Origin of the sequence: Microbacterium sp. ACRRU (genome assembly GCF_022346945.1) — a bacterium.
In the GTDB taxonomy this organism is placed as follows: Bacteria; Actinomycetota; Actinomycetes; order Actinomycetales; family Microbacteriaceae; genus Microbacterium; species Microbacterium mcarthurae.
In genome coordinates this window covers 1-24,906 of sequence record NZ_JAKRNI010000028.1, presented here as the reverse complement: position 1 = coordinate 24,906, position 24,906 = coordinate 1, and the positions used below count along the sequence as shown (strand labels likewise).

31 protein-coding genes are annotated in these 24,906 nt (G+C 65.3%); 17 read left to right on the top strand and 14 right to left on the bottom strand.

Annotated features, from left to right (window positions below; all coding sequences use genetic code 11):
* The first annotated feature begins 5 nt into the window (after positions 1-5).
* Positions 6-1,442, top strand: coding sequence for a Mu transposase C-terminal domain-containing protein (locus tag MHY30_RS12080; protein ID WP_239277147.1), 1,437 nt, complete (start codon positions 6-8; stop codon positions 1,440-1,442).
* Positions 1,429-2,355, top strand: a complete 927-nt coding sequence (locus MHY30_RS12075; protein ID WP_239277146.1) for an AAA family ATPase — start codon at positions 1,429-1,431, stop codon at positions 2,353-2,355. Before MHY30_RS12080 ends, MHY30_RS12075 begins: the two co-directional genes overlap by 14 nt.
* Before the next feature lie 428 nt (positions 2,356-2,783).
* Here the strand turns inward: MHY30_RS12075 and MHY30_RS12070 are convergent, their stop codons facing one another.
* On the bottom strand, positions 2,784-3,068 hold the full coding sequence (locus tag MHY30_RS12070) for an ATP-dependent DNA ligase (RefSeq protein ID WP_237488856.1): 285 nt from the start codon (positions 3,066-3,068) through the stop codon (positions 2,784-2,786).
* Positions 3,069-3,303: 235 nt separating this feature from the next.
* Here MHY30_RS12070 and MHY30_RS12065 point away from each other — a divergent pair, with 235 nt between their 5' ends.
* The 4 genes from MHY30_RS12065 to MHY30_RS12050 all read left to right on the top strand — a co-directional run bounded on the left by MHY30_RS12065 (position 3,304) and on the right by MHY30_RS12050 (position 6,368).
* Positions 3,304-3,660, top strand: a complete 357-nt coding sequence (locus MHY30_RS12065; RefSeq protein ID WP_108320225.1) for an ATP-dependent DNA ligase — start codon at positions 3,304-3,306, stop codon at positions 3,658-3,660.
* Positions 3,661-3,741: 81 nt separating this feature from the next.
* Entirely contained in the window at positions 3,742-4,053 is a 312-nt protein-coding gene (locus MHY30_RS12060; RefSeq protein WP_108320227.1) for a hypothetical protein, read from the top strand.
* Positions 4,054-4,223: 170 nt separating this feature from the next.
* On the top strand, positions 4,224-4,913 hold the full coding sequence (locus MHY30_RS12055) for a response regulator transcription factor (protein ID WP_108320229.1): 690 nt from the start codon (positions 4,224-4,226) through the stop codon (positions 4,911-4,913).
* Between the two features lie 324 nt (positions 4,914-5,237).
* Positions 5,238-6,368: a YihY/virulence factor BrkB family protein gene (locus MHY30_RS12050; protein ID WP_202401086.1), complete on the top strand. Its 1,131-nt coding sequence runs from the start codon at positions 5,238-5,240 to the stop codon at positions 6,366-6,368.
* Positions 6,369-6,399: 31 nt separating this feature from the next.
* Here MHY30_RS12050 and MHY30_RS12045 read toward each other — a convergent pair whose 3' ends face one another.
* From MHY30_RS12045 to MHY30_RS12035, 3 genes are read right to left on the bottom strand one after another with little or no spacing between them, the layout of a single operon-like run.
* Positions 6,400-6,558, bottom strand: a complete 159-nt coding sequence (locus tag MHY30_RS12045; protein ID WP_160897572.1) for a hypothetical protein — start codon at positions 6,556-6,558, stop codon at positions 6,400-6,402.
* A gap of 53 nt (positions 6,559-6,611) precedes the next feature.
* Positions 6,612-6,827 carry a hypothetical protein gene (locus MHY30_RS12040; protein WP_237488855.1) on the bottom strand — a complete coding sequence of 72 codons (216 nt, stop codon included), beginning with the start codon at positions 6,825-6,827 and terminating at the stop codon, positions 6,612-6,614.
* Between the two features lie 53 nt (positions 6,828-6,880).
* A complete protein-coding gene (locus tag MHY30_RS12035; protein ID WP_108320231.1) occupies positions 6,881-7,201 on the bottom strand; it encodes a hypothetical protein in 321 nt (106 codons plus the stop codon).
* A gap of 203 nt (positions 7,202-7,404) precedes the next feature.
* Here MHY30_RS12035 and MHY30_RS12030 point away from each other — a divergent pair, with 203 nt between their 5' ends.
* The 4 genes from MHY30_RS12030 (at position 7,405) to MHY30_RS12015 (ending at position 10,035) form a co-directional block, all read left to right on the top strand.
* The gene (locus MHY30_RS12030) at positions 7,405-7,938 is read left to right on the top strand and encodes an RNA polymerase sigma factor (RefSeq protein WP_237488854.1); all 534 of its coding nucleotides are present in this window, start codon (positions 7,405-7,407) and stop codon (positions 7,936-7,938) included.
* The gene (locus MHY30_RS12025) at positions 7,935-8,531 is read left to right on the top strand and encodes an Asp23/Gls24 family protein (RefSeq protein WP_108319513.1); all 597 of its coding nucleotides are present in this window, start codon (positions 7,935-7,937) and stop codon (positions 8,529-8,531) included. Before MHY30_RS12030 ends, MHY30_RS12025 begins: the two co-directional genes overlap by 4 nt.
* A 466-nt stretch (positions 8,532-8,997) precedes the next feature.
* Complete coding sequence (locus tag MHY30_RS12020; RefSeq protein WP_108319511.1) at positions 8,998-9,330, top strand: hypothetical protein; 333 nt, start codon at positions 8,998-9,000, stop codon at positions 9,328-9,330.
* A gap of 348 nt (positions 9,331-9,678) precedes the next feature.
* Positions 9,679-10,035: a hypothetical protein gene (locus MHY30_RS12015; RefSeq protein ID WP_108319509.1), complete on the top strand. Its 357-nt coding sequence runs from the start codon at positions 9,679-9,681 to the stop codon at positions 10,033-10,035.
* On the opposite strand, the gene MHY30_RS12010 is transcribed toward MHY30_RS12015, so the two are convergent.
* Positions 10,036-10,500, bottom strand: a complete 465-nt coding sequence (locus MHY30_RS12010; RefSeq protein WP_239277145.1) for a MarR family winged helix-turn-helix transcriptional regulator — start codon at positions 10,498-10,500, stop codon at positions 10,036-10,038. It abuts the gene before it with no gap.
* A 393-nt stretch (positions 10,501-10,893) separates the two neighbouring features.
* On the opposite strand from MHY30_RS12010, the gene MHY30_RS12005 reads away from it, so the two are divergent.
* The 5 genes from MHY30_RS12005 (at position 10,894) to MHY30_RS11985 (ending at position 13,840) form a co-directional block, all read left to right on the top strand.
* On the top strand, positions 10,894-11,235 hold the full coding sequence (locus MHY30_RS12005; protein ID WP_239277144.1) for a hypothetical protein: 342 nt from the start codon (positions 10,894-10,896) through the stop codon (positions 11,233-11,235).
* Between the two features lie 77 nt (positions 11,236-11,312).
* On the top strand, positions 11,313-11,690 hold the full coding sequence (locus tag MHY30_RS12000; RefSeq protein WP_128218973.1) for a hypothetical protein: 378 nt from the start codon (positions 11,313-11,315) through the stop codon (positions 11,688-11,690).
* A 685-nt stretch (positions 11,691-12,375) separates the two neighbouring features.
* Positions 12,376-12,708: a helix-turn-helix transcriptional regulator gene (locus MHY30_RS11995; protein ID WP_108320785.1), complete on the top strand. Its 333-nt coding sequence runs from the start codon at positions 12,376-12,378 to the stop codon at positions 12,706-12,708.
* Complete coding sequence (locus tag MHY30_RS11990) at positions 12,705-13,316, top strand: cadmium resistance transporter (RefSeq protein WP_108320784.1); 612 nt, start codon at positions 12,705-12,707, stop codon at positions 13,314-13,316. The genes MHY30_RS11995 and MHY30_RS11990 overlap by 4 nt, the downstream gene beginning before the upstream one ends.
* Entirely contained in the window at positions 13,313-13,840 is a 528-nt protein-coding gene (locus MHY30_RS11985) for a signal peptidase II (protein ID WP_164878281.1), read from the top strand. Before MHY30_RS11990 ends, MHY30_RS11985 begins: the two co-directional genes overlap by 4 nt.
* Before the next feature lie 81 nt (positions 13,841-13,921).
* On the opposite strand, the gene MHY30_RS11980 is transcribed toward MHY30_RS11985, so the two are convergent.
* The 8 genes from MHY30_RS11980 to MHY30_RS11945 all read right to left on the bottom strand — a co-directional run bounded on the left by MHY30_RS11980 (position 13,922) and on the right by MHY30_RS11945 (position 21,696).
* Positions 13,922-14,794 (bottom strand): F510_1955 family glycosylhydrolase, encoded by an 873-nt coding sequence (locus MHY30_RS11980; protein WP_239277143.1) that lies wholly within the window; start codon positions 14,792-14,794, stop codon positions 13,922-13,924.
* 64 nt (positions 14,795-14,858) lie between these two features.
* The gene (locus MHY30_RS11975; protein ID WP_239277142.1) at positions 14,859-15,464 is read right to left on the bottom strand and encodes a DUF305 domain-containing protein; all 606 of its coding nucleotides are present in this window, start codon (positions 15,462-15,464) and stop codon (positions 14,859-14,861) included.
* A gap of 89 nt (positions 15,465-15,553) precedes the next feature.
* Positions 15,554-16,006 (bottom strand): DUF6153 family protein, encoded by a 453-nt coding sequence (locus MHY30_RS11970; RefSeq protein WP_239277141.1) that lies wholly within the window; start codon positions 16,004-16,006, stop codon positions 15,554-15,556.
* 108 nt (positions 16,007-16,114) lie between these two features.
* Positions 16,115-16,519: a four-helix bundle copper-binding protein gene (locus MHY30_RS11965; protein WP_108320501.1), complete on the bottom strand. Its 405-nt coding sequence runs from the start codon at positions 16,517-16,519 to the stop codon at positions 16,115-16,117.
* Positions 16,520-16,612: 93 nt separating this feature from the next.
* Positions 16,613-18,763, bottom strand: coding sequence for a heavy metal translocating P-type ATPase (locus tag MHY30_RS11960; RefSeq protein ID WP_374204608.1), 2,151 nt, complete (start codon positions 18,761-18,763; stop codon positions 16,613-16,615).
* Entirely contained in the window at positions 18,760-21,066 is a 2,307-nt protein-coding gene (locus MHY30_RS11955) for a cation-translocating P-type ATPase (protein ID WP_239277140.1), read from the bottom strand. Before MHY30_RS11955 ends, MHY30_RS11960 begins: the two co-directional genes overlap by 4 nt.
* Positions 21,063-21,386, bottom strand: a complete 324-nt coding sequence (locus tag MHY30_RS11950; RefSeq protein ID WP_058233654.1) for a cation transporter — start codon at positions 21,384-21,386, stop codon at positions 21,063-21,065. The genes MHY30_RS11955 and MHY30_RS11950 overlap by 4 nt, the downstream gene beginning before the upstream one ends.
* Before the next feature lie 28 nt (positions 21,387-21,414).
* Positions 21,415-21,696, bottom strand: coding sequence for a metal-sensitive transcriptional regulator (locus MHY30_RS11945; RefSeq protein WP_058233655.1), 282 nt, complete (start codon positions 21,694-21,696; stop codon positions 21,415-21,417).
* A gap of 89 nt (positions 21,697-21,785) precedes the next feature.
* Between MHY30_RS11945 and MHY30_RS11940 the strand changes: the two genes are divergently transcribed.
* Positions 21,786-22,163 carry a helix-turn-helix transcriptional regulator gene (locus MHY30_RS11940; protein ID WP_076677834.1) on the top strand — a complete coding sequence of 126 codons (378 nt, stop codon included), beginning with the start codon at positions 21,786-21,788 and terminating at the stop codon, positions 22,161-22,163.
* Positions 22,160-22,831 carry a cation diffusion facilitator family transporter gene (locus tag MHY30_RS11935; protein ID WP_058233657.1) on the top strand — a complete coding sequence of 224 codons (672 nt, stop codon included), beginning with the start codon at positions 22,160-22,162 and terminating at the stop codon, positions 22,829-22,831. The genes MHY30_RS11940 and MHY30_RS11935 overlap by 4 nt, the downstream gene beginning before the upstream one ends.
* 71 nt (positions 22,832-22,902) lie before the next feature.
* Here the strand turns inward: MHY30_RS11935 and MHY30_RS15395 are convergent, their stop codons facing one another.
* The gene (locus MHY30_RS15395) at positions 22,903-24,732 is read right to left on the bottom strand and encodes a cytochrome c oxidase assembly protein (RefSeq protein WP_239277139.1); all 1,830 of its coding nucleotides are present in this window, start codon (positions 24,730-24,732) and stop codon (positions 22,903-22,905) included.
* Positions 24,733-24,906: the final 174 nt, after the last annotated feature.

Genomic DNA, 24,906 nt, shown 5'->3' with positions numbered 1-24,906 from the left:
GGATCATGGCGCACCTCAGCGACCGGCAGAAAGCCGAGCTTGTGCGCCAACACCTCGACGGCGTGCCGTGGACACGGATCGCGGAGCACTCCGGCGTCACGGTGCGAACCTTGCAACGATGGGCCGCTCGCATCGATGCGGGGCAGCTCGCAAGACCGCCTCGCCGAGATAAGGGCACCTCGCGCACCCCCGCGGAACTGATCACCGCGGTTGAAGCGCTGGCCGTGCGCCGGCCGGCTCCCACCATCGCGTACATCCATCGGCGCGTCGGCGATATCGCGCGCGATCGAGGTTTGCCAGCTCCTGGGTACACGACCGTTCGCCAGATCGTGCACGCTATCGACCCGGGCCTGACAGCTCTCGCTGAGGGCGGTGACGCCGCGTATCGCGACAAGTTCGAGCTCGTCTACCGGCGCACGACAACCGCCCCGAATGAGCAGTGGCAGATGGACCACACGCTGCTGGACATGATGATCCTCGACGACAAGCGGACGCCTGTGCGCCCCTGGCTGACGATCGTGCTCGATGACTACTCCCGTGCCGTCGCCGGATACGCACTGGCGGTTTCGGCGCCCACGGCCGAGCGCTCCGCACTCGCGTTTCATCAGGCCGCGAGCCGGAAACGACGTGCCTCGTGGGTGGTGTCGGGGCTCCCCGATGTTCTCTACAGCGACCACGGATCGGACTTCACCTCAGCCCGGATCGAACAGGTGTGCCTAGACCTGCACGTGCGCCTCATTCACTCGCGGGTCGGCGTTCCGCAAGGTCGCGGGAAGATCGAGCGGTTGTACCGCACCATCACGACCGAATTGCTCCCGCACCTACCTGGCTTCATCCCGCACGGTACCGGCGGCACACCCACCAGCGCCCCCACGTTGACCTCGCACCAGCTCGACGACGTCCTCGAGCGGTTCATCGTCGAGGAATACAACGAGCGCCCGCACTCCGCGACCGGGATGGCACCGCACGCGCGCTGGCGCAGCGGGAGCTTCATCCCGCGGATGCCCGCACACCCGGAAGACCTTGACGCGCTGCTGCTGACCGCCACGGCAACCAGACGCGTGCAGCGCGACGGCATCCGGTTCGCCTCCACCCGGTACGTCTCGCCCGTCCTCGCCGCCTACGTCGGTGAAGACGTCACCGTCCGATACAACCCCCGCGACCTCGGCGATATCCGTCTGTTCCACGACAACGCATTCCTGTGCCGCGCGATCGCCCCTGAACGATCCTCCGAAACGATCACCTTCGCCGACCTGCAGAGCGCAAGAAATAGTCGGCGCCGGGCGCTGAAGCAGCAACTTCGCTCCCTCAGCAACGTCGCCAGCTCTCTGCCGGAAGACACACGGCACCGACCCACGGCCGCGCCTCTCTCTCCGCCCGAGACCGACGCGCCAACCCCGCAATCGAAGAGACACGGGCTGAGGACCTATGCCAGCGACTGAACCGACCGTCGCAAAGCCAGTATCCGTCCTCGTCGGCGCGGACGACGACGGGCGACGGTTCCTCAACGGCACCTTCGACGAGTTCACCCAGGCGCCCCCACCACACTCCGACACCCGCCCCGCGTTCGTCAGCACCCGAGAGCACCGGCGATTCGTGGAGTTCGCCGACACCGTACGCTCACACCGGTACGTCGGTCTCTGCTACGGTCCACCCGGCATCGGCAAGACTCTCTCCGCCCGCCACTATGCCGGCACCGACGAGTGGGAACAGTGGTACCCGCTCGCCCGAAACGGTGGCCCGCTCCCTCCCGTCCCCGAGGGCATCCAACAGAGTCGCACAGCGTTCTTCACCCCCACCGTCGCCGCAACCATCAAACAGATCGATCAGGGCCTACCCCGCGCGTGCCAACAAGTCTCGTGGGCCATTGATTATGCCCGGCACGGTCACGTCGACCCCTACGTCCACCCCGAATCCCAACACAGCGGAAACACAGAACTGCTCATCATCGACGAAGCCGACAGGCTCAAGACCGCCGGCCTCGAACAAGCCCGCGACTTCTACGACCGCCACCACATGGGCGTCATCCTCATCGGCATGCCCGGAATCGAAAAACGCCTCGCCCGCTACCCCCAGCTCTACAGCCGGATCGGCTTCGCCCACGAATACCGTCCCCTCCGCAGCGACGAACTCACCGCCGTCGTCACGCAACACCTCCCCTCACCAGACCCCGGCGATGCAGGGCTCGCGCACACCGCCGCCCTAGCCGCCATCGTGCGCGCCACCAACGGGAACTTCCGCCTCGCCGATCGCCTCGTCACGCAGATCCGACGTGTTCTTGACATCAACGGGCACACCCACCTCACACCCGAAGCCGTCGACGCCGCCCAGGAAGCCCTCCTCATCGGCCGCTGAACGACGCGCCCACCGCGACATCTATCGCCGCGATTCACAGGCACCTCGTCGACGCCGCCACGCGCGCCGCAAAACCGATCGGAATCGCACCAATGAGGAAACCTACAAGGCGCAACAGATCATCGAGAGGGTGCATTCGGACCCGTCTCCTATTTCGACGCGGGGATGGCGCCGGCTTAGCGCCCATCGATTGAGCGGACGGCCACGTGTATTTCGGTCCAGAGTTTGAACTCGGCGGTGTCGTAGCGTCCTTGCCGGTCGACGGCTGCCCATGCGTCGAGGCTTTCGAGGGGGACGCCGGCGAGGCGGGCTGCCGCAGGATGGCTGATGCGGTGGGGCTTCGTTACGGCGTCACGCTAACGCGGACGCCGGGGAGACAGAACGGATCGGTCCGAGATTCACCCGCCACATCACCTGTGGCGATGCCGTTACAGACGGTTCGAGAGGGTGAGCCCGTCGGCGCTACTCGCGTCGTGCATCATCTTGTCGATCAACTCACGGTCGAGCTGCGGTGCGCGGCCGCCGTAGAACTGCATGAGCAGGGCCCGTGTGGGGCTGATCCAGATGGAGGAGCGGCCGCCGCCGGTGGTGGGCATCTGGAGCATGAAGCCTTCACGGCGGCGGAGCTTGTTCATCATGACGACGCGGAGGTGCGCGAGGATACGGTCGTCGATGTCGTAGCTGGAGTCTTGCGTGTAGATCAGTCGTCCCACGGGGCGAGCGTGTCCTTCATCTCGTTCGAGGCTGGGCCATCGCGAAATCGCCCGGCCGCTCCGAATTATCGCACCCGCGATGTTGCTCACATTTGCACAACAGCCCGGGAAGGTTTTCGCAAGGGTCCAGGGGTGAACGTGTCGTCTGAGACGCTGACACGGACGTCGTTCCTCCGGCGTGTGGGACCTCTCGCCATGATGGTCGCGCCGGGGGTCCCGATGTTGGAGGTTTCCGATGGGGAGATTCACGTACGACTCGAGTGTCAGTGCCGACTTCGATGACCGGGAGCTCGCTCACCTGCAGGCGGTCATCGTGGCGAAGATCCGCCGCGGGGAGCGGTTCACCTTCACATGGAAGATCGACATCAGCCTCGGCGGTGGCCGGACAAGCGTCTACCTGTACCCCGGAGTCAAGCTGGCGTTTAGATACGAGGGTGGCCACACACCGCAGCTCAACCCGTCCTGGCTGCGGATGCTGACCGACGCCGCCAACTCGCCACAGGGACTTCACGTGCTTGATGAGCCGGCCGGGCGCACTCCGGACCAACTCGCGCGCGACGCCGACCGACGGAATCACCCGGTAGAGGCGTGACAACAGTCGCAGTGTGCAACGCGCTTTCCGATGGTGCAACCCCGATGCCGGTGAGACCTAGCGACATCTACGTTGTACCGCATGACTCAGAGCATCGAACGGGTTCAGCTGACCGTGAATGGTGCCACCCATGCTCTCGCGCCGTTGGAGAGCGTCGGGGATATCGAGGCTCAGGTTCTCGGCGCCACGCGCGCCGGCGGTGGCTTCATCACGGTCACGCTGGACGGGGGCGAACGTCTCAGCATCTTCGTGTCGGCGGCGGCAAGTTCGATCACCATCGCTTCCTCCACAGTGCGCCTTGATAGCGGCCTCGCCGACGGCGGCGGCGACGGGTGGCGCAACCATTCTGGGCAGGTGTTCGACGATGAGGAGTCGCCTTACGACATCATCTGACCGTCACGACGGCACGTAACCGATCGGTTCCGCTTCGAATAATCCGGGGCGCAAAGCGGTAGCAGTGCAGACCTCGCGCCGCTTGAAGCCAGCATTACGACCGCCCGACACTCATATGCTTCGTCTGTGACGTATCTGGCAGAAAGCCCCGGCACCGTCGTGGTTGCGAAATGACGCGCGTGCTCGTCATCGACGACGAGCAGATGCTCACCGACCTGCTGTCGATGGCACTGCGCATGGAGGGCTGGGAAGTGCGCACCGCCGGCTCCGGCTTCAACGCCCTGCAGGCCGCCCGCGACTTCGAACCTGACGCCCTCGTGCTCGACGTCATGATGCCCGACCTCGACGGCATGGCGGTCCTGCAGCGACTGCGGCACTCGGGCAACGACGTCCCCGTGCTCTTCCTCACCGCGAAGGACTCCGTGGCCGACCGTGTCGCCGGCCTCACCGCCGGCGGCGACGACTACGTCACCAAGCCCTTCAGCCTCGAGGAGGTCGTCGCACGCCTCCGCGGGCTCATGCGACGCGCGGGCACCGCCCTCACCCGCGACTCCGAGCCCATCCTGCGCGTCGGCGACCTCTCGCTGAACGAGGACAGCCACGAAGTCGTGCGCGGCGACCGCGAGATCCAGCTGACGGCGACGGAGTTCGAGCTGCTGCGCTTCCTCATGCGCAACCAACGCCGCGTGGTGTCGAAGGCGCAGATCCTCGACCGCGTCTGGAACTACGAATTCGGCGGAAGCTCCAACGTCGTCGAGCTCTACATCCATCACCTGCGCAGGAAGACCAACGCCGGCCAGGAGCCGCTCATTCGCACCGTTCGCGGCGCCGGCTACGTGATGGAAGCGCCAAGGAAATAAGGGAGGCTAGGCCGATGCTCGGGCAAAGGGAGCCCGCCAAACTCGGGCCGCCCGCACGGCGGAACACCTCCCTATCGCTTATGGCCGACCCCTACACCCCGGCATCAACGGCGTCATTTCCGCCAGATTCTCCGTACTGGCTACTCGCGACGCGAGGCAAATCAGCTCGTAGACGCTGCGCGTTCGCGAACCGACCTCGAGGACTCTTGAGCCCACGGGACGCGGTGCCTGTGGGCAGGCAAGCCCCTGCAGTGGGGGCACCTGATGTCGGACACTGAAATGCGCCCGCACACGCGCGGTGTGCTCTGAACCCTCGGGACGGACATGCTGAAGCAAAAACCAGGCAATAAGACCAGCGCGGATGCGCCGCACCCGGACGCTGACGAGAAGCCAGACTCTCCCACCGAGCTGACGAAGCGGTCATGGAAGTACGTGCTGCGAAAGACAGTGCGGGAATTCTCCGCTGACCAGTGCACAGACGCCGCCGCGGGCCTGGTGTACTACGCCGTCCTCGCACTATTTCCGGCGCTGATTGCGATCTTCTCCGTACTGGGTGTCGTTGGCCAAGGCGACGCCGCCGCCAACGCCATCATCGGCATCATCCAAGACGTCGCCCCCAACGCCGCTGACACGCTCCGCGAACCGATCGAGCAGATCGCGTCATCTCGAGGCGCCGGTATCGCACTCGTCACCGGTATCGCCCTCGCCCTCTGGTCAGCATCCGGATACGTGGGCGCTTTCAGCCGTGCAATGAACCGCATCTACGAAATCGACGAAGGACGCCCCTTCTGGAAGCTGCGCCCGATGCAGCTGCTGGTCACCGTCATTGCCGTGGTAGCGCTTGTCCTCGTCGCGCTCGGTCTCGTCATCTCGGGTGATGTCACTACCGCTATCGGCAACGCCCTTGGCCTCGGTCAGGGCGTGCAAATCGCATGGGACATCGCGAAATGGCCGGTCATGCTCTTCGTCATCGTGTTCCTCGTCGCGGTGCTGTACTACGCCACCCCCAACGCCAAACAGCCGAAGTTCCGCTGGATCAGCCTCGGCGCCATCATCGCCATCGCTGCCCTCGCTATAGCGACCGCCGGCTTCGGGATCTACGTCGCCAACTTCTCCAACTACGACCGCACCTACGGCTCGCTCGCCGGGGTCATCATCTTCCTGCTCTGGCTGTGGATCGCGAACCTCGCCCTCCTGTTCGGCGCCGAGTTCGACGCCGAACTCGAACGCGGCCGCCAGTTGCAAGGCGGCATCGCCGCCGAAGAAGACATTCAGCTGCCCGCCCGCGACACCCGAAAGAGCAAAAAACAGGCCGAGAAAGAGCGCAGCGACGTCAAAGAAGGCCGCCAAATCCGGCTCGAAGAAGCAGCCGACGGTCCTGACGCGCCCTCCCCACCAAAGCCGTCAACGCCACGCCCACACCCCAGGCGAAAGTGGTGGCAGCTACGCCGATAACACACCCTCAGACGCTCCCGTTGGCGCAGCCTCAAATGACCCCCATGTCGTGCAGGTGTTGCGCGACACGTTCGTAGTCGACGACGTCGACGGCTCGGCCCGTGAGGCGGGTCACGGTGCCGAGCAGCATCATCCGTTCGTTCGTGAGGGTGAAGTGATGCGCGCACAGCTCGACGAGCACGGGCCCCACACCGGGGACATCGAACTTCTCCGTGCTCGTCGAGCTGTCAGCGCAGCGTACAGTCAGTGCGCGTCCTCATCCTCTTCCGGGTTGAAGTTGGAGGCGGTGCCGGTGTGCCCGGCGGCGACACCGTTAGGGTCGCTCGGAATGGTTCCGTCTTCACCGAGCCCGCCGGGCTTGGAGGTGGTGTCGGTCTCGGTTGAGACTTCGACGTCTGCGCCTTCGTAGGAGTCTTCGTCGGCGGACAGCTGCGCGTCGTCGTTGGTGGGAGTGGACATGGGTTGCTCCTTCGTTATGGGTGTGACTGAGGTCGATAGGTGGTCTGGAGTTGTTAGAGGCGGCGTAGCAGTGTGACGAGGGCCACGAGTCCGATCGCGACGGCGCCGGCCGTGATGAGTGCCTTCTTCGGGTCCCGCTGGTAGGTGGCGCGCGCTCCCTCCACGGCGTTCACTGCAGACTGCAGGGTCGTGTCGATGGCGGATTCGGCCTGCTGTTTCGCCTCGTCGATCTCGACGGAGACATGGTCAGCGACGTGACTGCCGGAACGAGCGGTGCCGTCGCTGCCGTTCGTGGAGGCGTGTTGCAGCGCGTCGGTGGCGTCTTCGAAGCGGTCTTTCGCCGCCGCAGCAGCGTCGTTGTCGGAGGTGGTCATAGCTGGTGGTCCTTCCACGAGTGGATCGAGGGCTTGGACGGGCAAGCAGCACTTAGCCGGTCGACTTACGGTATAAATTCACTCGCTGCATGTGCAGCGGCACCGTCACACACATGAGCGCGGACACGGTGCGATCGTCACAAAAAAGGTAAGCGGAGTCCATGCCCCCAACCACGACCAGCGGTTCTCCGTCCAATCAAGGATTGGCCGCCGCAGCCGACGACTTGCTTGTCCAGCGAGCAGTCGACGGGGACGTGGCCGCTTTTCGCACCCTCATCACCCGACACGCACCCATCATGCGCGCCTACATCGCTCGCATCGTCAGCAGCTACACCGACGCCGACGACATCCTCCAAGACACCTACGTCGTCGCCTGGAAGAAACTGCCCACCCTGCGTGACCCGAGCCAAGCCAAGCCATGGATGATGCGTATCGCCACGAGACGCGCATTCGCCCACCTCAAAAAACGCCCCCCGGAAACAGTCTTCCCGGCCGACCATGCAGCCACCGGACACGACCCGGAGGAGACGACAATACGCAACGCGCAACTGCGCGAACTCTCCAAAGCGTTGGACGCCTTGCCCGAGGATCAGCGGCAATGCTGGCTCCTTCGCGAAGTGGCGGGACTGAGCTACCAAGACATTGCCGATGCAATGGGGGTCACCACCGGCCAAGCACGCGGCAAACTCGCACGAGCACGAGTGAACATCACAGTCCGAATGGAGGGATGGCGATGACCGACACCAACTCCGACCGCACCGTCCTGGACTGCGGCAAAACCCTCGACGAGCTCAGCACCTACCTCGCCCACGACCGCACCCCCTACGACCCCGCCATCGAGGAGTGCCCGGAGTGCGTCAACGCGCTGCGCGCTCTCGAGCGTGTCTCCCACCTCTCCCGCGATCTGATCGCACACGACGCCGATACCGTGCCTGCTCCTCCCCCGTCCTGGCTGAACGACATCATCAACAACATCGGCGCCGAGCTTCGGGCCGGACGCGACCTCCCCCTGCACCACCCCGACCCCTTGGTGAGCCTCAGCATCACCGAAGGAGCCGTACGTGCCCTCATCCGTGACGTCAGCGACACCATCCCCGGCATCCTGGTCGGAGCATGTCGAATCACCGGTGAAGCCGACACACCACACGCCCCCGTACATGTCAACATCACCGTCAGCATCGCCACACACACGCCGATGCCACCACTGCTCACCCAGCTCCGCGAACAGGTAATGAAGGTCCTTCACGAACACACCGAGCTGCACATCGACGCCCTCAACATCACTGTCGAAAACATCCACGACGCGGCTGCAGGAGACGACGCCAGATGAGTAGCGAACAACCCACCCCCTCTCCGCAGCCGGAGGACCTGACCACCCTCGTCCTCAGCGTTCCGGGAGTTACCGCCGTGTACCCCTCAGCGCCCACACCAACACGAATCGCACGAGCGATCGCTGCCACCCTCGGCACCTCACCAGCCCCAGAGCCCATCGTGAATCTACGCACCACGAACGAGCGCACGACCATATCGGCCCGAGTCGCCACCCACAGCAGCCCCGCCCCCACTATTGCCCGCGACATCGCTGATCATCTGCGATCCGCACACCCCGACAAATCCGCACGCATCACGGTGCAAATCGCGAGCATCACCATCTGAGGAACACCCTCCGCCCGGGGTCCGAACATTTTTGTGACGGAGCAGGCCCTGTCGTGCTCTTCATATGTGAGCGGCACCGCCGTCTCGTGCGACAGGCCCGTCACTCCCTGCGCGCGCCCACCATCCGACTGATAGGGCCCATGGGAAACCTTTACTACAGCAACAGCGACGCCATCATCGACGATCGCCTCCTGCACTACATCCAAGTCATCGCCGCGACCAAGCTCCGCCGCGGCGAGAACTTCACCCTCACCCTGACCCAACGTGCCAACCCCGAACCTCGCATCACAATCTGGATGAACCCCAACATCCCCCTCCGCTTCACCTACACCACACCCGAAGCAACACCCCTCGTAGGCGCATACCTCCAGCAACTCGCCGCCCAAGCAAACAGCACCAGCGGCCTCATAATCGACCTCGACCACTGGACCGAACCCGCCCCCGCTCAGCAAGCACACGCCGCAGCTCGGTGAAGGCCAGCCCCGGCAGGCGCGACTACATGTCCTTCGACAACCGTATTGGAGCGAAACCGATCGGTTTTGCACTGCTGGCACGGTTAGCGTCCGCTGCGCTGGCGGCCTATGGGTAGCGTGCGCAGCCAGTACTCACCGAGCTGGACGGTCACGGCCTTCGTGATCTCGCTGAAGAGTTGTTGTTGGCGGCGCACCTCTGTGACTACCTGCAACAGCGCGCATGTCAGCTCGTGGAGGAATCTTCGAGCTAGCAGCTGTTGCGATTGTACATTGATGGGCGGCGTCCACGATGTCGTACGATCGGCTGGCGGAAGAACGATCCGCCAGGGAGATTGAAGAGGCAGCAGGGTGCCGTTTCGCAGTAAAGACACGCTGAGCGCGTGGCTCGATGAGTTTGCCGCAAGCGGGACTGGCGGAGGCGCTGTCGCGTTCGTTGCCGATCAGGATCCCGTCGATGGCGTCGACAGCGGCCTGGTCATCTTTCCTTTGGCAAACGCAACAACGTCCGTGTACCTGGCACCGATTGCTGTGGGCGTACCTGACTGGCGCGTCACTTTCGAGGCACAGCCTGAGGTGACGGAGCTATCCCCAGACTCCGTTTACGATCTGTGCCGTGAGATCTCCCACGCCGCAGACTTGTGCGCGTTTCTCCAGCGCAAGTCCGTTGAGCATATGGCTCAACTTGCGGCCGAGGCGCAGAGCTAACTAGGCGACGGCCCGGTCGACACGTGCAGCCTCTTCACGCGCGGCCAGCGTGGCGTGGCGAAGGAAGTCGGCGAAATCGGCCTCGACCTTGGGGTCCAGGTGCGCGATGAGCTGGCGGCACGTGGCATCGAACAGCGCCAGTTGTGACCACGGCTCCTTCTCGATGTCGACCGCCAGGTGGATGTGGTTGACGCGGCGGTCCACCTGGTCAGCTTCGCGGCGCATAATTTCGCGGCGCACGAGCCGTTCGACCATCGTGGTGATGCCGGCAGACGTGACACGCAGATAGCTGGCCAGCTCTGAGGGTCGCGCTCCGGGGTTCTTTGCGAGGTAAGACATGGCGTTGGCCTCGAGCTCGTTGACGCCGAGCTGCTTTCGAGCACGCGCCGCCGCGGCATCACGTTCCTGGGAGTAGAACGTCAGCGCCGCCGAGAGCGGCGATGTGTCGCCTGTTTCTACCGTCATGGACCCGTTCCCTACGTTGCGTATGTCTCGAAGCACTATACCTAACCATCTAACCTTCCGCCGGTGATGATTACGCCTGGTAGTCGTCAGCAGCAGTGACACTCAACTGGATTACCTAACTGTGTTTACAATCTGCTACGTTGATCATCACCGGGGTTGACAGCCCAAGACCTAATGGAAGGAAGGCCGCCATGACTAGCAACGCGTTCGCTTGGGGACAACCTTCACGTCTGCGTCGGCAGACGTTCGTTCCCTCTCGCACCGCTGTCGCGGCCCAACGGTGGTACATCGGCGTGACCGCTGCGGCCGTTGTGGTTTCTGCGACCGCCGTGGGCGTCGTCGCCCCCCTCTTTTTCTGATTCACCCCCGCACCCCTCACCGCAAGGAGTCATCATGGGAAAGCTCTTCTACAGCTCGGACCCCCAGGCCATCGAGATCGACGATCGCCTGCTGCAGTACCTGCAGGTCGTTCTGTCCACCAAACTCCGCCGCAACGAGTCCTTCACCATCACGTGGACGGACACAGAGGCCGCGCACACGCGGACGACGCTGTGGGTGCAGCCTGCAATCTCCATGCGCTTTGAGTATGCCAGCGCCGAGCCGCAACGCCTGTCCGGCGGCTACCTCCGCCAGCTCGCTGACCAGGCTGCGATGTCGTCCGGGCTGATGCTGAATGCCGCCACCTGGCAGCAGCAGGAAGTTGCTCACCGCGTGCAGCTCGCCGCCGCGGCGTAACGACACCGCATACTCATAACGGCCCGCCCCTCTGGGGTGGGCCGTTTTCCTTCCCTCGCCGACCTCAAGGACTCGCCATGCCATTCCACAGCAAGAACACCCTCGAGCATTGGGTGGCAGAATTCATCGCCGCCCGCGGCGCCGGCGAGGATGTCCGCGTTGCAATCCAAGAAGGCCACGGGGGCCAGGACACCGGGCTTGTCGTCATGCCCCTGGAGAACGCCCCCAACACCGTCTGGATCGAACCGCGCGAAAACGATGAAGACCTCGCGTGGCACGTACTGATTGAACCTTCCACCGAGGCTCTGGATCTGACCAGCTTCGAACTCAACGCCCTCACTCACGAGCTTCAGGTTGCGGCCGAGCTGTGCGCGTTCTTGCAAGAGAAGTCGCTGGGCCACTTCGAGCCCGATATGGAGCCGAAGGCAGAACCGGAGACGGCTGCCACCGAGTAGGCGCTCACTCCCGCACAACGCTGTGGATGCAGCCGGCCACTCGATTCGATTGATCTGCGCCAGCGCCGAGCCGCAGCATCTGTCCGGCTACCTGCGTTAGCTCGCTGATCAGGCTGGGATGTTGAGCTCGGGGCCTGATGCGCACCCGCGCCTGCACCTAGTGGTCAGAGAGATGCGGCGCAATCCCCGTTCCGCTTCCCCTGCGGGATGCCACGATCTCGCCGTCCGGCACGCAAAGGAGCGGCTTATGTTCGGCGCAAGAGGATCCAACGCACCCACGACGTGGAAACACATCGAGAATGACTTCGTGATGGGCGCCTGTGCCCACCAACTGTTCGGATACATCACCCGAAGCCCCAGCGACGAGTGGACCGCCTTCGACAGCGACTCCCGCCCCATCGGACACTTCACCCCTCTCGACGCCGCGAAAACTGCCCTTTGGACTACACACCAACCAACCCACCACAAGCAATGCACATCTCGCATAAACCGCTGGTGGAACCGTCCGAGCAGGCAAGCACCCACACCCTCGGCGATGGCCTTGTCAGGCGGAGTAAGCCGCTAACGTCCGCCGCCGGCGCGGCAGCCTCCGCCACGACGTGAAGACCCACCGGGCTGGAAGGCGGTACGAAACCCATCGGTTTCGCACCACTTATTAATCGGCAGTTACCGATATGATCGTCACATGCCGATGACACAAGAGCTCGCAGCTGCTGTATCTCTGTTCCACTCTCTTGCCGATCACAGTCGCCTGACGATCCTGCGTCGGCTGTCCGTTGGTGAAGCGCGGGTGAGGGACCTCACCGACGAACTCGGCTTGGCGCAGTCAACCGTGTCAGAGCACGTTGGATGCCTCCGCGAATGCGGACTCGTTGTTGCCCGCAGTGAGGGCCGACAGAACTTTTACTCTGTCTCCACTCCCGAGGTGATCGATGTTCTCGAAGCGGCCGAGCGACTCCTCGCCGCGACGGGTTTCAAGGTCGATCTGTGCAAGACGTACGGGAGCGACGCCCGATGATCGGAACCATCGTGGCCGCCATCGGCCTGTTCGCGGCGACGAACATCGACGACATCGTCGTCCTCACCGTTCTGTTTCTCGCGTCCGCACGCGGAGCCCTCCCGGGATGGAAGGTCGTGGCCGGACAGTACCTCGGCTTCATCGCTCTGGTCGCAATCAGCAGCCTCGCCGCCGCAGGCCTCACCATCGTTCCGGATGAATGGGTCGGGCTGCTGGGCCTGGTCCCACTTGCGATCGGTGTGTACGGGCTGATTCGTACGCTCCGACATCGCGGCGACGATGACGACGACGACGAAAGCTCCATCAGCGCCGGGGGCCTGCTCGGAGTTGCCGGCATTACCATCGCGAACGGTGCCGACAACATCTCGCTGTACACACCTGTCTTCCGCACCAACCCGGTTCCGGACACCATCGTTACCATCATCGTGTTCTTGGTACTCGTTGCCGTGTGGTGTCTTATCGCCCGCTTCGTGGGTACCAGCAAGGCTGTCACAGAGGCTCTTGAGAAGATCGAGCACTGGCTCGTGCCGGCCGTGTTCATCGGGTTGGGTCTGTACATCCTGGTCGAGTCCGGCGTGATCGTTCGTCTCATCGAAGTCCTGTCGTGAGCAGGTTCACACGCCTCCTCGCTGCCGCTGCTGCCGTAGTTGCCGCCTTCACGGTCGACCAACTCACCAAAGCGTGGGCCCTGTCCTACCTCGACGGAGGCCGTGATATCGACCTTGGGCTGGGCGTATCCCTGCGCCTCGTGTTCAACCCTGGGGTCGCATTCGGTCTCGGCGGCGATGTGGGAGCGCCGCTTGTCGTCGGCGTTATGGTCCTTGTCGCCGCGCTGCTCACGTGGATCGTCATCCGAGTGCTGCGGAGGCAGAGCATGGGCGCTACTGCGCTGCTGGCTGCCGCCCTCGGCGGCGCGATCGGCAACCTGTGGGACCGCACCACACGCGCTGAAACCGGACCGCTCAGCGGAGAGGTGGTCGACTTCATCGCTGTCGACTGGTTCGCCATCTTCAACGTGGCTGACATCTTCACAACGCTCGGCCTGCTCGGGTGGGCAGCCTTGTATCTGCTCCGTCGAGACCACGCTCCCATCAGCGGGAGCACCGGTGACGGTTCCCAGCACCGCGGCTGATCTGGGAACGAGGAGGGCCCGCACGGGTATTCGTGCGGGCCCTTCGCGGGTGGCGGAGGGCGGTGCCCGCCGCGATGCGCGTTACTGCTGGTAGGGGATGAGGCTCAGGCCGCTGTCATCGACGACGAGGATGTCGCCGTTGTTGGTGATGGTGACGGCTTGGGCGGTGCCGTGGATCGTTCCGACTTCGAACCAGTTCTGCGCTCCCGCGGTTGTGGCCCAGATCCGTCCCTGGGTGCCGATACCGACCACGCGGTTGTGGTCCGGGGAGGCGCTGAGCCCGGCAAGAAGGGGAGCATCCGGCCACGCCTGAAATGTGGCAGCCCGGTCGGTGCTGACCAGCAGACCATCCGCGGTGGAGGCCATCACTCGCCCTGCTGCGTCAACGGCGAGCGACATGGCGTAGACGGGTGCCCCGGTGGGCTGCCAGGAGACACCGCCGTCTGTGCTGGTGAGCATTTCATTGGCGTCGGTGGCGACGCCGTAGAGCGTTCCGCGGGGGTCCGCGGCGAGGGCGTGAAAGTCTTTCTCGCCTGTGAATGCGGTGGGTTGCCAGCTCTGCCCGTTGTCGGAGCTTCGGATGATGCCCAGGTTGGGGGCTCCCAGCTCGGGCGGGGTGGTCCGACCGGGGTGGCCAGATGCCACGAGTGTGTCGTCAAGGACGGTCAGGCCCATCGCGTCGAAGTCCGTCTTCGCCAGGCGGGCGCCCAGCTCACCGTCACGGGTGACGGTGAAGATGCCCTCGTGGGTTCCGATAAGGAACCCATCGGTGGCGGGGTCATCAACGATGCCGTGCACGTGTGTGAGCGGCTGCTCAGGGTGGTCGTCACCGGTGAGGGACGGTGAACCGGCGCAGCCTGCGAGAGCGAGCGCGACCATGGGGACGAGGGTGACCAAGGACAAGGCGCGGGTGCGGGAGCCCGGCGCGGTGAGGTTGGTGTGGTGGTGCTGCATTGGGGGTGCGTTTCGTCTGATCGGGTGGTGGGGCGCGGTGGTTTTCCGCGCCCCACCCGGGTGATCAGAGAGTTGCCAGAAGCTCCTCCATGGTCGCGATTTCGGACGTCTGCGACTCGACGATCTGGTTCGCCAGGTCGACGGCGTCGCTGTTCTGGCCGTTGCTGGCCTCTTCCTGGGCCATCTCGATCGCGCCGCGGTGGTGTTCGATCATCTGCTGAAGGAACAGTCGGGCGGCGTCCGTGCCGGTGGCCTGCTCGAGGGCCTGCATGTCGTCCTCGCTCATCATGCCGCCGCCGCTGTGGTCCATGCCGCCCATGTCGGAGGAGGTGGCTCCCCAGTCCTCGAGCCACCCTTCCATGGTCGCAATTTCAGGTTCTTGAGCGGCCTTGATCTGCTCCGCCAGGGCGGTGACGCGCTCGTCGATGCCGTCTTTCGACAGGAGCGTGTCGGACATCTCGATCGCTTGAGTGTGGTGCTCGATCATCATGCTGGCGAACATGACGTCCGCCTCGTTGGCGTCCGCGGACTGCGCGGGGCTAGCACTGCTGCTGCTGCCGTGGTCCATTCCGGGCATGCTGCCGCCCGAGGTGGTCCCGCCGGAGCATCCGGCGAGAGTGAGCAGGGTCGCGAGAGTGAACGCGGCGGTCGCCGCGGCGCGGGTCTTCATGGTGGTTGTCTCCATCGGTCGGTGATGAGGCACGACGGTTGTCGTGCGGGAAGATGCGTTGCCCGCGCGGAAGGCGGGCGTACGCGTCATCACGTGCGACTGATGCAGAGAACCGTGAGGGAAGGTGGCGGGACAATCTGTGCGGGCGCGGGCCACCGGGCCTGTACCGCGCGGAGTACGTCGTCTCGGACGGTAATGCGCCACCCGATACGGTGACGTGCGAGCACGAGCACGCTGACAAGCAGCGCCAACACGCACGCCATCCAGGCCATGGCGTGATCGTCGCCACAGTCGCCGCAGCCGTCGTCGTGGGCGGCGGTCGTGTTCAGCTGGGCGGAGAGGGGCGACGCATCGTGATGGGTCGATACCTCTCCCGCGACAGCCACCGTGTCGCCATGTCCGGAGGCGGTGGTGTGGGTGTTGAGGGAGTGCATTGCCAGGAGCCCCACGATGACGGCGCCGGTTACAGCGAGCACCATCAGCAGGGTGCGGGTGAATGCACGCTGGCCACGCACATGCTGCGCGAGGGTAATCAGCGACATCTTCACCTCCTGGTCGGTTTCTAGGCTAACTTTCGCCGGCGAGGGCGGGTGGGCCGCTTGACGGCCAACGCGCGCTTTGCCCGCGAGTGGGTGACGGGAACTGGTGGGTTACAACGCCGCGAGGAGGTCGTTGCACGCCTGCTCGCAGCGGCGGCATGCCTCTGCGCAGACCCGGCAGTGCTCGTGCATGTCGGCGTGCTGCTCGCATTCCTGCGCGCACGCGGCGCACGCGGTGCGGCATGCCTCCACAACAGCGCGAACCACCTCGACGTCCACCGTCGTCTGTCGAGAAAGCACCGCACCGGTCGCGGTGCAGATGTCGGCGCAGTTGGCGTTTTTGGTGATGCACGTCACCAGCTCGGCCACCATGTCTTCTGACAGGCACGCGTCGGCACACGCGGTGCAGGTCTGCGCGCATTCGATGCAGGCCTCAATGCAGCGGGCGAGTACGTCCGCGGCCTCAATGGACGCGGCCTTGGGGTGAGTAGTGAGCATCTGATCGATAGCAGTCATGTTCGCTGGTCCTTTCCCGGGGACCGTCCCCGGCGCCTGCCACGATACGAGCGGGCGACGGGGACGATTCGGGGGGTTGCGGGCGCGGGGAAACTACTTCGCGGCGACGGCTTGCGGGCTGAGGTCGAGCCGACGCAGGAGTTGCGCGTTGAGCGCGACGACGATCGTGGACAGCGACATCAGGATCGCTCCGACGGACATGGGGAGGACGAACCCGATAGGGGCGAGCACTCCGGCGGCGAGGGGGACGGAGATGAGGTTGTATCCGGCGGCCCACCACAGGTTCTGCTTCATCTTCCGGTAGCTGGCCCGCGACAGGTCGATCACGGACAGCACGGAGCGGGGGTCGTCGCTGGCGAGGATGACCCCGGCGGACGCGATGGCGACGTCGGTGCCCGCGCCGATGGCGATACCGACATCGGCTTGTGCGAGGGCGGGTGCGTCGTTCACCCCGTCGCCGACCATGGCGACCTTGCGGGATTCGTTCTGGAGCTGCTTGACCTTGGATGCCTTGTCTTCTGGGCGGACCCCGGCGAAGAAGCGGTCGATGCCGAGGTCGGCGGCGACGGAGGCGGCAACCGCTTCGGCGTCTCCGGTGATCATGACCACCTGCACGCCCCGCTGGTGCAGCGCGTCGACCGCAGCGCGCGATTCAGGGCGGATCTCATCCGCCAGGCGCAGCGCTCCTGCCACCTGCCCGTCGATGAGAACGTGGAGGATGATCGCACCCTCCTTGCGCCACTCGTTCGCGATCGACCGCTCAGCGGCCTTCTCCTGCTCGAGCATGTAGGGGCCGCCGACCTGGACGGTGCGCCCGGTGACCTGCGCGCGGACACCGACGGCCGGTGACGATTCAAAGTCGTTGGAGGAGGGGACGGTGAGCTGCTTCTCTTTCGCGGCGTTCACGATCGCCCGAGCAAGGGGGTGTTCAGAGTCCGCCTCGGCGGCGGCGGCCAAGGCCAGCAGTTCGTCTGCATCGACCCCTTCGGCAGGGTCGATCGCGGTGACGGCCGGCGTTCCCTTGGTGAGTGTGCCGGTCTTGTCGAACAGCACCGTGTCGACGGTGCGCATGCTTTCCAGCGCGAGACGGTCCTTGATCAGAACACCGCCGCGCGCGGCACGCTCCGTGGCGATCGACACGACGAGCGGGATCGCCAGTCCCAAGGCGTGCGGGCAGGCGATGACCAGAACGGTGATGGTGCGGATGACCGCTTCGTCGGGGAATCCCACCAGGGACCACACCAAGGCGGTGACCGCGGCCGCGCCGAGCGCGAACCAGAACAGCCACCCCGCAGCACGGTCCGCGAGCCGCTGCGCGCGAGAGGAGGAGTTTTGAGCCTCAGTGACGAGCTTTTGGATGCCCGCGAGGGCGGTGTCCTGCCCGACCGCGGTGATTTCTACGCGAACTCCGGAGTCGGTGGCGACCGTGCCGGCGACGACCTGATCGCCGTCGCCGCGGCGAACGGGGCGGGATTCTCCGGTGATCATCGACTCGTCCATGCTGGCCGAGCCCTGCACGATCCGCCCGTCCGCGGGAACCCGCCCACCGGGGCGGACCACAACCACGTCACCGACCTGCAGCTCAGCGGGGGCGACGGTGACGGTGGTTTCCCCGTCCACCTTCTCGGCCTCGTCGGGCAGGAGCGCGGCGAGGGAGTCGAGGGCGGAGGTGGTCTGGGCGAGGGATCGCATCTCGATCCAGTGCCCGAGAAGCATGATTACGACCAGCAGCGCCAGCTCCCACCAGAAGTCCAACTCGTGGTGCAACAGCCCGAGGCTTGCCCCCCAGGACGCGAGGAACGCGACGGTGATCGCGAGGGCAATGAGAAGCATCATGCCGGGCTTGCGGGCGCGCAGCTCGCTGACGGCGCCGGTAAGGAACGGGGCGCCACCCCAGACATACATGACGGTCCCGAGAATCGGGGACACCCATCCCACCCACGCCGCGTCCGGCAGCGGGTAGCCGATCAGCATCGAGAACATGCTGGAGAAAGCCACGACCGGCACCGCGAGAACCAGCATGATCCAGAACAGCCGCCGGAACCGGGCGACGTGATCACCGTGACCGGCGTGACCGCCGTGGTCGGCGTGACCGTGCCCGGCGTGCCCCGCCGCAGGTGCCCGATCATCCGTGCCGTGCGGGTGGCCCATCGCTACGTGGTCGTGTACTGCCGTTGCCGCCGGAGCGTTGTGGCCCTGGTGGTTCGTGCGGGCCGAGTGGTTGTGATGTTCGTGCTGGCTCATGGGAGCCTCCTTCGCTGGGTGCGCCGCCACGGCGCACGATTCAGGTTCGGTTGGGGCATGGGAGTGCGGGCGATGTGCACGGGTGCCGGCTCGGGGCGGAACCGGCGCAGCCGGAGGCTGTTGGTCACGACGAACACCGACGACAGCGCCATGGCCGCCGCGGCGACGAGCGGGTTCAGCAGCCCGGCCATGGCGATCGGGATGGCGGCGACGTTGTAGGCGAAGGCCCAGAACAGATTGCTCTTGATGGTGCGGAGGGTGCGGCGGGAGAGTCGGATCGCGTCGGCCACGACGGTCAGGTCGCCGGAGACGATCGTGATGTCACTGGCGGCGATCGCCGCGTCCGTGCCGCCCCCCATCGCAAGGCCGAGGTCGGCTGCGGCGAGGGCCGCGGCGTCGTTGACGCCGTCACCGACCATTGCGACCACGTGGCCATCGTTTTGGAGCCAGCGGATCACTTCGAGCTTCCCGGCGGGGGTGACGCCGGCGTGCACGTCGGAGATGCCGACCTCAGCGGCGATCCGTGCGGCCGTGGTGTCGTTGTCGCCGGTGAGGAGCACCGGGCGCAGCCCGAGTGCGCGGAACAGTGCGATGGCGGTCGAGCTGGTCGGCTTCACCGTGTCCGCCACGCCGATCGCGCCCAGGTACCGCCCGTCGCGGCCGACCGCGATTGCGGTACTGGTACGAGCGAGCGTGTTCAGCTCCGCTGCGGCCTCCGACGGTGGGTGGATGCCCCACTGCTCGGCCAGCCAGGAGGCGCGGCCCGCGACCACCGCGGCGCCGTCCACGATCCCCTGCACACCGAACCCGGCGTGCGAGGCGAAGCTGTCCGCATATGCACCAGGCGCGGTGGCGGTGATCGCGCGGGCGACGGGATGCTCGGAGCCCGCCTCGACCGCAGCGGCGACCCGCAGCAGCTCGTCCCGGGTGACACCAGGGGCGGGGTGAACGGTGGTGACGGTCATCTTGCCGGTGGTCACGGTGCCGGTCTTGTCGAGCACGATGGTGTCGACGGTGCGGGTCTGCTCCAGCACCTGCGGTCCACGGATCAAGATTCCCAGCTGCGAGCCCCGGCCGGTGCCCACCAAGAGGGCGGTGGGGGTGGCGAGGCCAAGCGCGCACGGGCACGCGATGATTAGTGTCGCGACCGCGGCGGTGAACGCTTGTTCCAGCGATGCCCCAGCGATCATCCAGCCGACGAAGGCGGCGGCGGCAAGTCCGATGACGATCGGGACGAACACGGCCGACACCCGGTCAGCGATGCGTTGCACCTTGGCCTTGCCGGTTTGGGCTTCCTCCATCAGCCGGCGCATGCGCGCGAGCTCGGTGTCGGCGCCGACCCGGGTGATTTCTACGGTGAGGCGGCCGCCGACATTCACCGTCGCTCCTACGACACGCGACCCAGTCGTCACCTCGACGGGGACTGATTCTCCGGTGAGCATGCTGGCATCGACGGCGGAGGCACCATCGATCACCAGCCCGTCGGAGGGAATCTTCTCCCCCGGTCGAACGAGCACAGTGTCTCCGACCGACAGCTGCGCGACCAGCACCATCCGTTCGGCGCCGTCGACGAGCTGCGTGGCGTGCTTCGCGCCCATCTCCAGCAGCGCCCGTAACGCCTCCGACGATGATTTCCTCGCGCGCGCTTCGGCATACCGCCCGGCCAGGATAAAGACGGTGACCAGCGCGGCCACTTCCAGATAGATTTCGTGGCCCCCGGCCTGCGGGGTACCGACGAGGGTGAACGTCATCGTCATGCCGGGCACGCCTGCGCCACCGAAGAACAGCGCGTAAAGGGACCACCCGAATGCGGCGATGACGCCAACGCTGATGAGGGTGTCCATGGTCGCCGCGCCGTGTCGGGCGTTGACGGCCGCGGCCCGGTGGAACGGCCACGCGCCCCAGACCGCCACCGGGGCGGTGAGAGTGAGGGCAAGCCACTGCCAGTACTCGAACTGCAACGCCGGGACCATCGACAACACTGCCACCGGCAGCGACAGGGCGGCACTAATCAGCAGACGCCGCCGTAGCGCCCCGACCTCGCCGTCCTCTCGGTTTGGGGTGTTCTCATCGATATCACCGCTCGGTGGCGGTGCGGGGAGAGCCGCCTGGTACCCCGCGGATTCGACGGCGGCGATCAGGGTGGCAGGGTCGACGTCGTTCCCGCGAACACGTGCTTTTTCGGTGGCGTAGTTCACCGTTGCTTCCACACCGGGAAGCTTGTTCAGCTTGCGTTCAATCCGGGTCGCACACGACGCGCATGTCATCCCGGAAATATCGAGTTCGACGTCGACCGCGCTCATGCGGGTGCGCCGGCCAGGGTGTAGCCGGCCTCCTCCACCGCGGCCCGCACTGCGGCGGCATCGATCGGGGTCAAGCTGTGGATGGTGACGCGCGACGTACCGCCGGCGTTGAGGTCTACCGTGACATTCTCGACACCGTCGATCGCAGTCAGCTCCTCCGTGACGCTCGACACGCAGTGCGAGCATGTCATTCCGGTCACCAGGACGTCTTCTGTCACCGTCGCCGCGGTGGACGCGGGTGCGTCTGTCGCTGCGGACGTGGCGCAGCAAGCGCAGCCGGCGTTGGTGTCTTTCAGGCCGAGGTCGATGCGGTCGGTCATGATTTGCTCCTCTGGGGTCGGTGCGGGATCAGGAACGGACGAGCCGTGCAATCGCGTCGTTGGCCTCACGAATCTTCTCTGCGGCAACCTGGCCGCCCTCTGCGCTCGCCTCCGCGACGCAGTGGCGGAGGTGATCCCCGAGCAGGGATAGAGCAACCGTCTCCAAAGCCTTCGTCGCGGCGGAGACCTGCGTAAGGATGTCGATGCAGTACTTGTCTTCATCGACCATTCGGGCGATCCCTCGTACCTGACCCTCGACGCGACGCAGCCGCTTCTGGAGGTCGTCTTTGTTGCCCTCGTATCCGTTCACCTAGATACCATACCCCCCTAGGGTATGTAGCGCAACACTCCTATTCATCCCCCTGCGCGCGTCCACCGGAGTGGGCCGCCCAACCGGGGATGATTATTCAGCAAGTCCTGTACTGTCGACACGTGTCCACAGCCACTGCGACTGCCACCGTGACGCATACCGCCGCGCTCGCGCGCCTCGGCCACGCGCTCTCCGACTCCACGCGCGCGGGCGTGCTGCTGGCACTGCGGGAAGCACCCGCCTACCCCTCCGACCTAGCGGACGCTCTCGGCGTCTCCCGACAGGTCATGTCGAACCAGCTCGCGTGCCTTCGAGGGTGCGGGCTCGTGGAGGCTGTGCCGGATGGGCGGCGCACCTGGTATCGGCTTGCTGACTCTCACCTCTCACCCGCCCTGGACGAGCTGCTACGCGTCGTCCTCTATGTCGAACCGGGCTGCTGCGCCGGAGAAAGCTGCACCTGCGCATGACCACCACCACCCCTCGCCCCACAGACGACCGCCGGCACACTCTCCAACGCCGCATCAAGTGGATCGTCACCGCGACGATCGCCTACAACCTCATTGAGGCCGTCGTCGCCATCACCGCCGGCACCGTCGCCTCATCGGCTGCGCTGATCGGGTTCGGCCTGGACTCCACGATCGAAGTCCTCTCGGCGGCAGCCGTGGCCTGGCAGTTCACCCGCCGCGACCCCGAGCGGTGGGAGAAGGGCACGCTGCGCGTTATCGCCGTGGCGTTCTTCGCCCTTGCCGCCTACGTCACCGCAACGTCGGTGCTCGCGCTCGTGGGCCAAGTCGACGTGCAGCACTCCACTGTCGGAATCGTGCTCACCGCGCTCAGCGTCGTCATCATGCCATTCCTCTCGCTGGCGGAACGACGCGCGGGCCGCGAGCTGGGATCGGCAACCGCTGTGGCCGACTCCAAGCAGACCCTCATCTGCACCTACCTGTCCGCCGCGGTTCTCGTCGGCCTCATTGTCAACAGCCTGTTCGGCTGGTGGTGGGCCGATGCGATCGCCGGACTCGTCATCGCCGCCTTCGCAATCCGAGAGGGTATCGAGGCATGGCGCGGCGACGCCTGCGCCACCTCCGTGGGAATGCTCCTCGAGGAAGAGCACGACGACGACCATCACCGCTGAGCGGGTAGAGCACCTCAGATCAGCCATGACGGCTTCTGTCGCACGCCGCATGAGGAATCTAGGACGTCGTTCTACCGCGCACGGGAGAGGAACACCACCCACCCACCCAGAACGACCGCGATCGCGGAGCCAGCAGCCAGCACCACTCCACCGAAGTCTTGGTCTTCGGCTGGTGCTCTACCCCAGGTGCGGCCCATCGCACCGAACCAGTCGGCGGCTACTAGACCGGCAGTAGAGATGTACACAGATACAACCGCCATCGCCACAGCTAAACCGACGACCATCAGCAGCTTCATCTGTGTCGGCCGGCGGCTGGACCCGTCACCACCTATCAAGCCACGCACGAGCAGAGATCCCACGACGAGGGTTGCTGCCGTCGCCATTTGCCGCCCTAGGAGATCCCCTACTGTCCAACGGAGGAGGTCAGAACTGAAAAGCAGCCAAATCAACATCGCGGTGGCCGGGACAGCGACCACGGGTGCCGAAGCGAAACGCACACCTCGCGAATGCATGAGCACCTGCGCCCATTCATACCCTCCCCTGCTGCCGTCTTCGCGGCGATGGGCTGCCTTGCGGGCGAGCTCGATTGGCGCCCCGGCTGCGAGAAGGGGCGCCACCCCGACAAGGAGAATGACTATCCCAAGAACGTGCGCACTGTAGATGTAGCTACGGTAAGCGCCCAACGCTCCGCTAGTGACCCATACCAAGAGGAGCGTCCCTGCCACCCACGCGGTCGCCCGCCAGGGGTTCCATCGGTACCCACGCGCCTTTAGCCGCAGCACAGCGCTCACGTAGAAGATGAGTCCGAGCACGGCGGCAACTAACCACAGCAGGTCGGGGCTCCACGCCGTGAACCAACGCGACATAGTCCACTCAGGAGGTAGCGGAGCGCCGGTGAGTACCTCAGCGGGTGTGAGCGCGCCTGCAGGTTCGGGGAGAATCGGCGGCGGTGTTCTCGCGAGAGCGGCAGCCGCTCCACTAGCCATCCCCATCAATCCCAACTCCGCACACAACAGCAGCCAGAAAGTCTTGGCGTCGCTGGGGTTGGCGCGCATCCTTCGGAGTAGACGCAGTCGGTAGATCGCCCCCAGAACACCGATGGCGGTGAGGGCTACAACCTTGACGATGAGGATGAGGCCGTAAGGGGAGGCGAGAGCACCGAGAGTTTCTAGGCCGATGGCGGCTCGAACCGTGCCCGAGAACGCGACGAGCGCGAAGGCAATAACGGCGATGGTGGAGTACCGCATCAGAACTGTCGCCATCTCACTCTTGGAAGTGACGGAACGAATGATCGCCAGCAGCAGACCACCGAGCCAGACCGCTGCGGCGATGAGGTGTATGACGATGGCTGTCGTGGCTTGCTGGTGAGAGGCCTCATCACCTGAATGGCCTTGTGTTCCCATCGGGACAAGCGCTGCCAGCGCGAGAAGTGCCACGGTTGCTGTCCCGCCCCACGAACGCACCGCAAATGTGAGCACCGCGAGAATGGCACCCGCGATGGTCGTCATCAACCACACACGTCCCCCCTCGGTCTGCACGAGGTACCGGCCAAGCTGAGACCCGAATTCGGGACCGGCATTGAACGCGGGGTTGAAGATGACCATGAAGCTGAAGAAGCCAGTAGCAGCAGATGCCACAGTGAAGATGGCGGCACATACCGCGGCAACATCCAACGCCAATTCAAACCCGCGCTGTTCGACGCGCACCGTGAACAAGGCGACAAAGAGCGCCCCTCCCATCCCCGCGGCGCTCATGTTTACGACGAGCTTTGACACTGGCAGCCCCCACCTTGCGAGGGGCCCTGCGTCGGCTAGTTGCAAGGGGGCAGCGCCACCGCCGACTGCGAGAGCGCACACCAAGGCAGCGACTGCGCTGACGACGAGGATGATGAGCGCAATCACGCGGTACACGTTCCAACGGCGCGGTTGCAGAGACGGAAGCCGCGTGGAGCCAGTGGGCCGCCCCCTTCATTCGGTCCGGTCGCTGTGCGAGTCGTCGGTTTCCAGTTGATGGGTGCATTGCCGAGCGTAGTCGACCGGTGCGAGGTATCCGAGCGATGAGTGCCGGCGGTCATG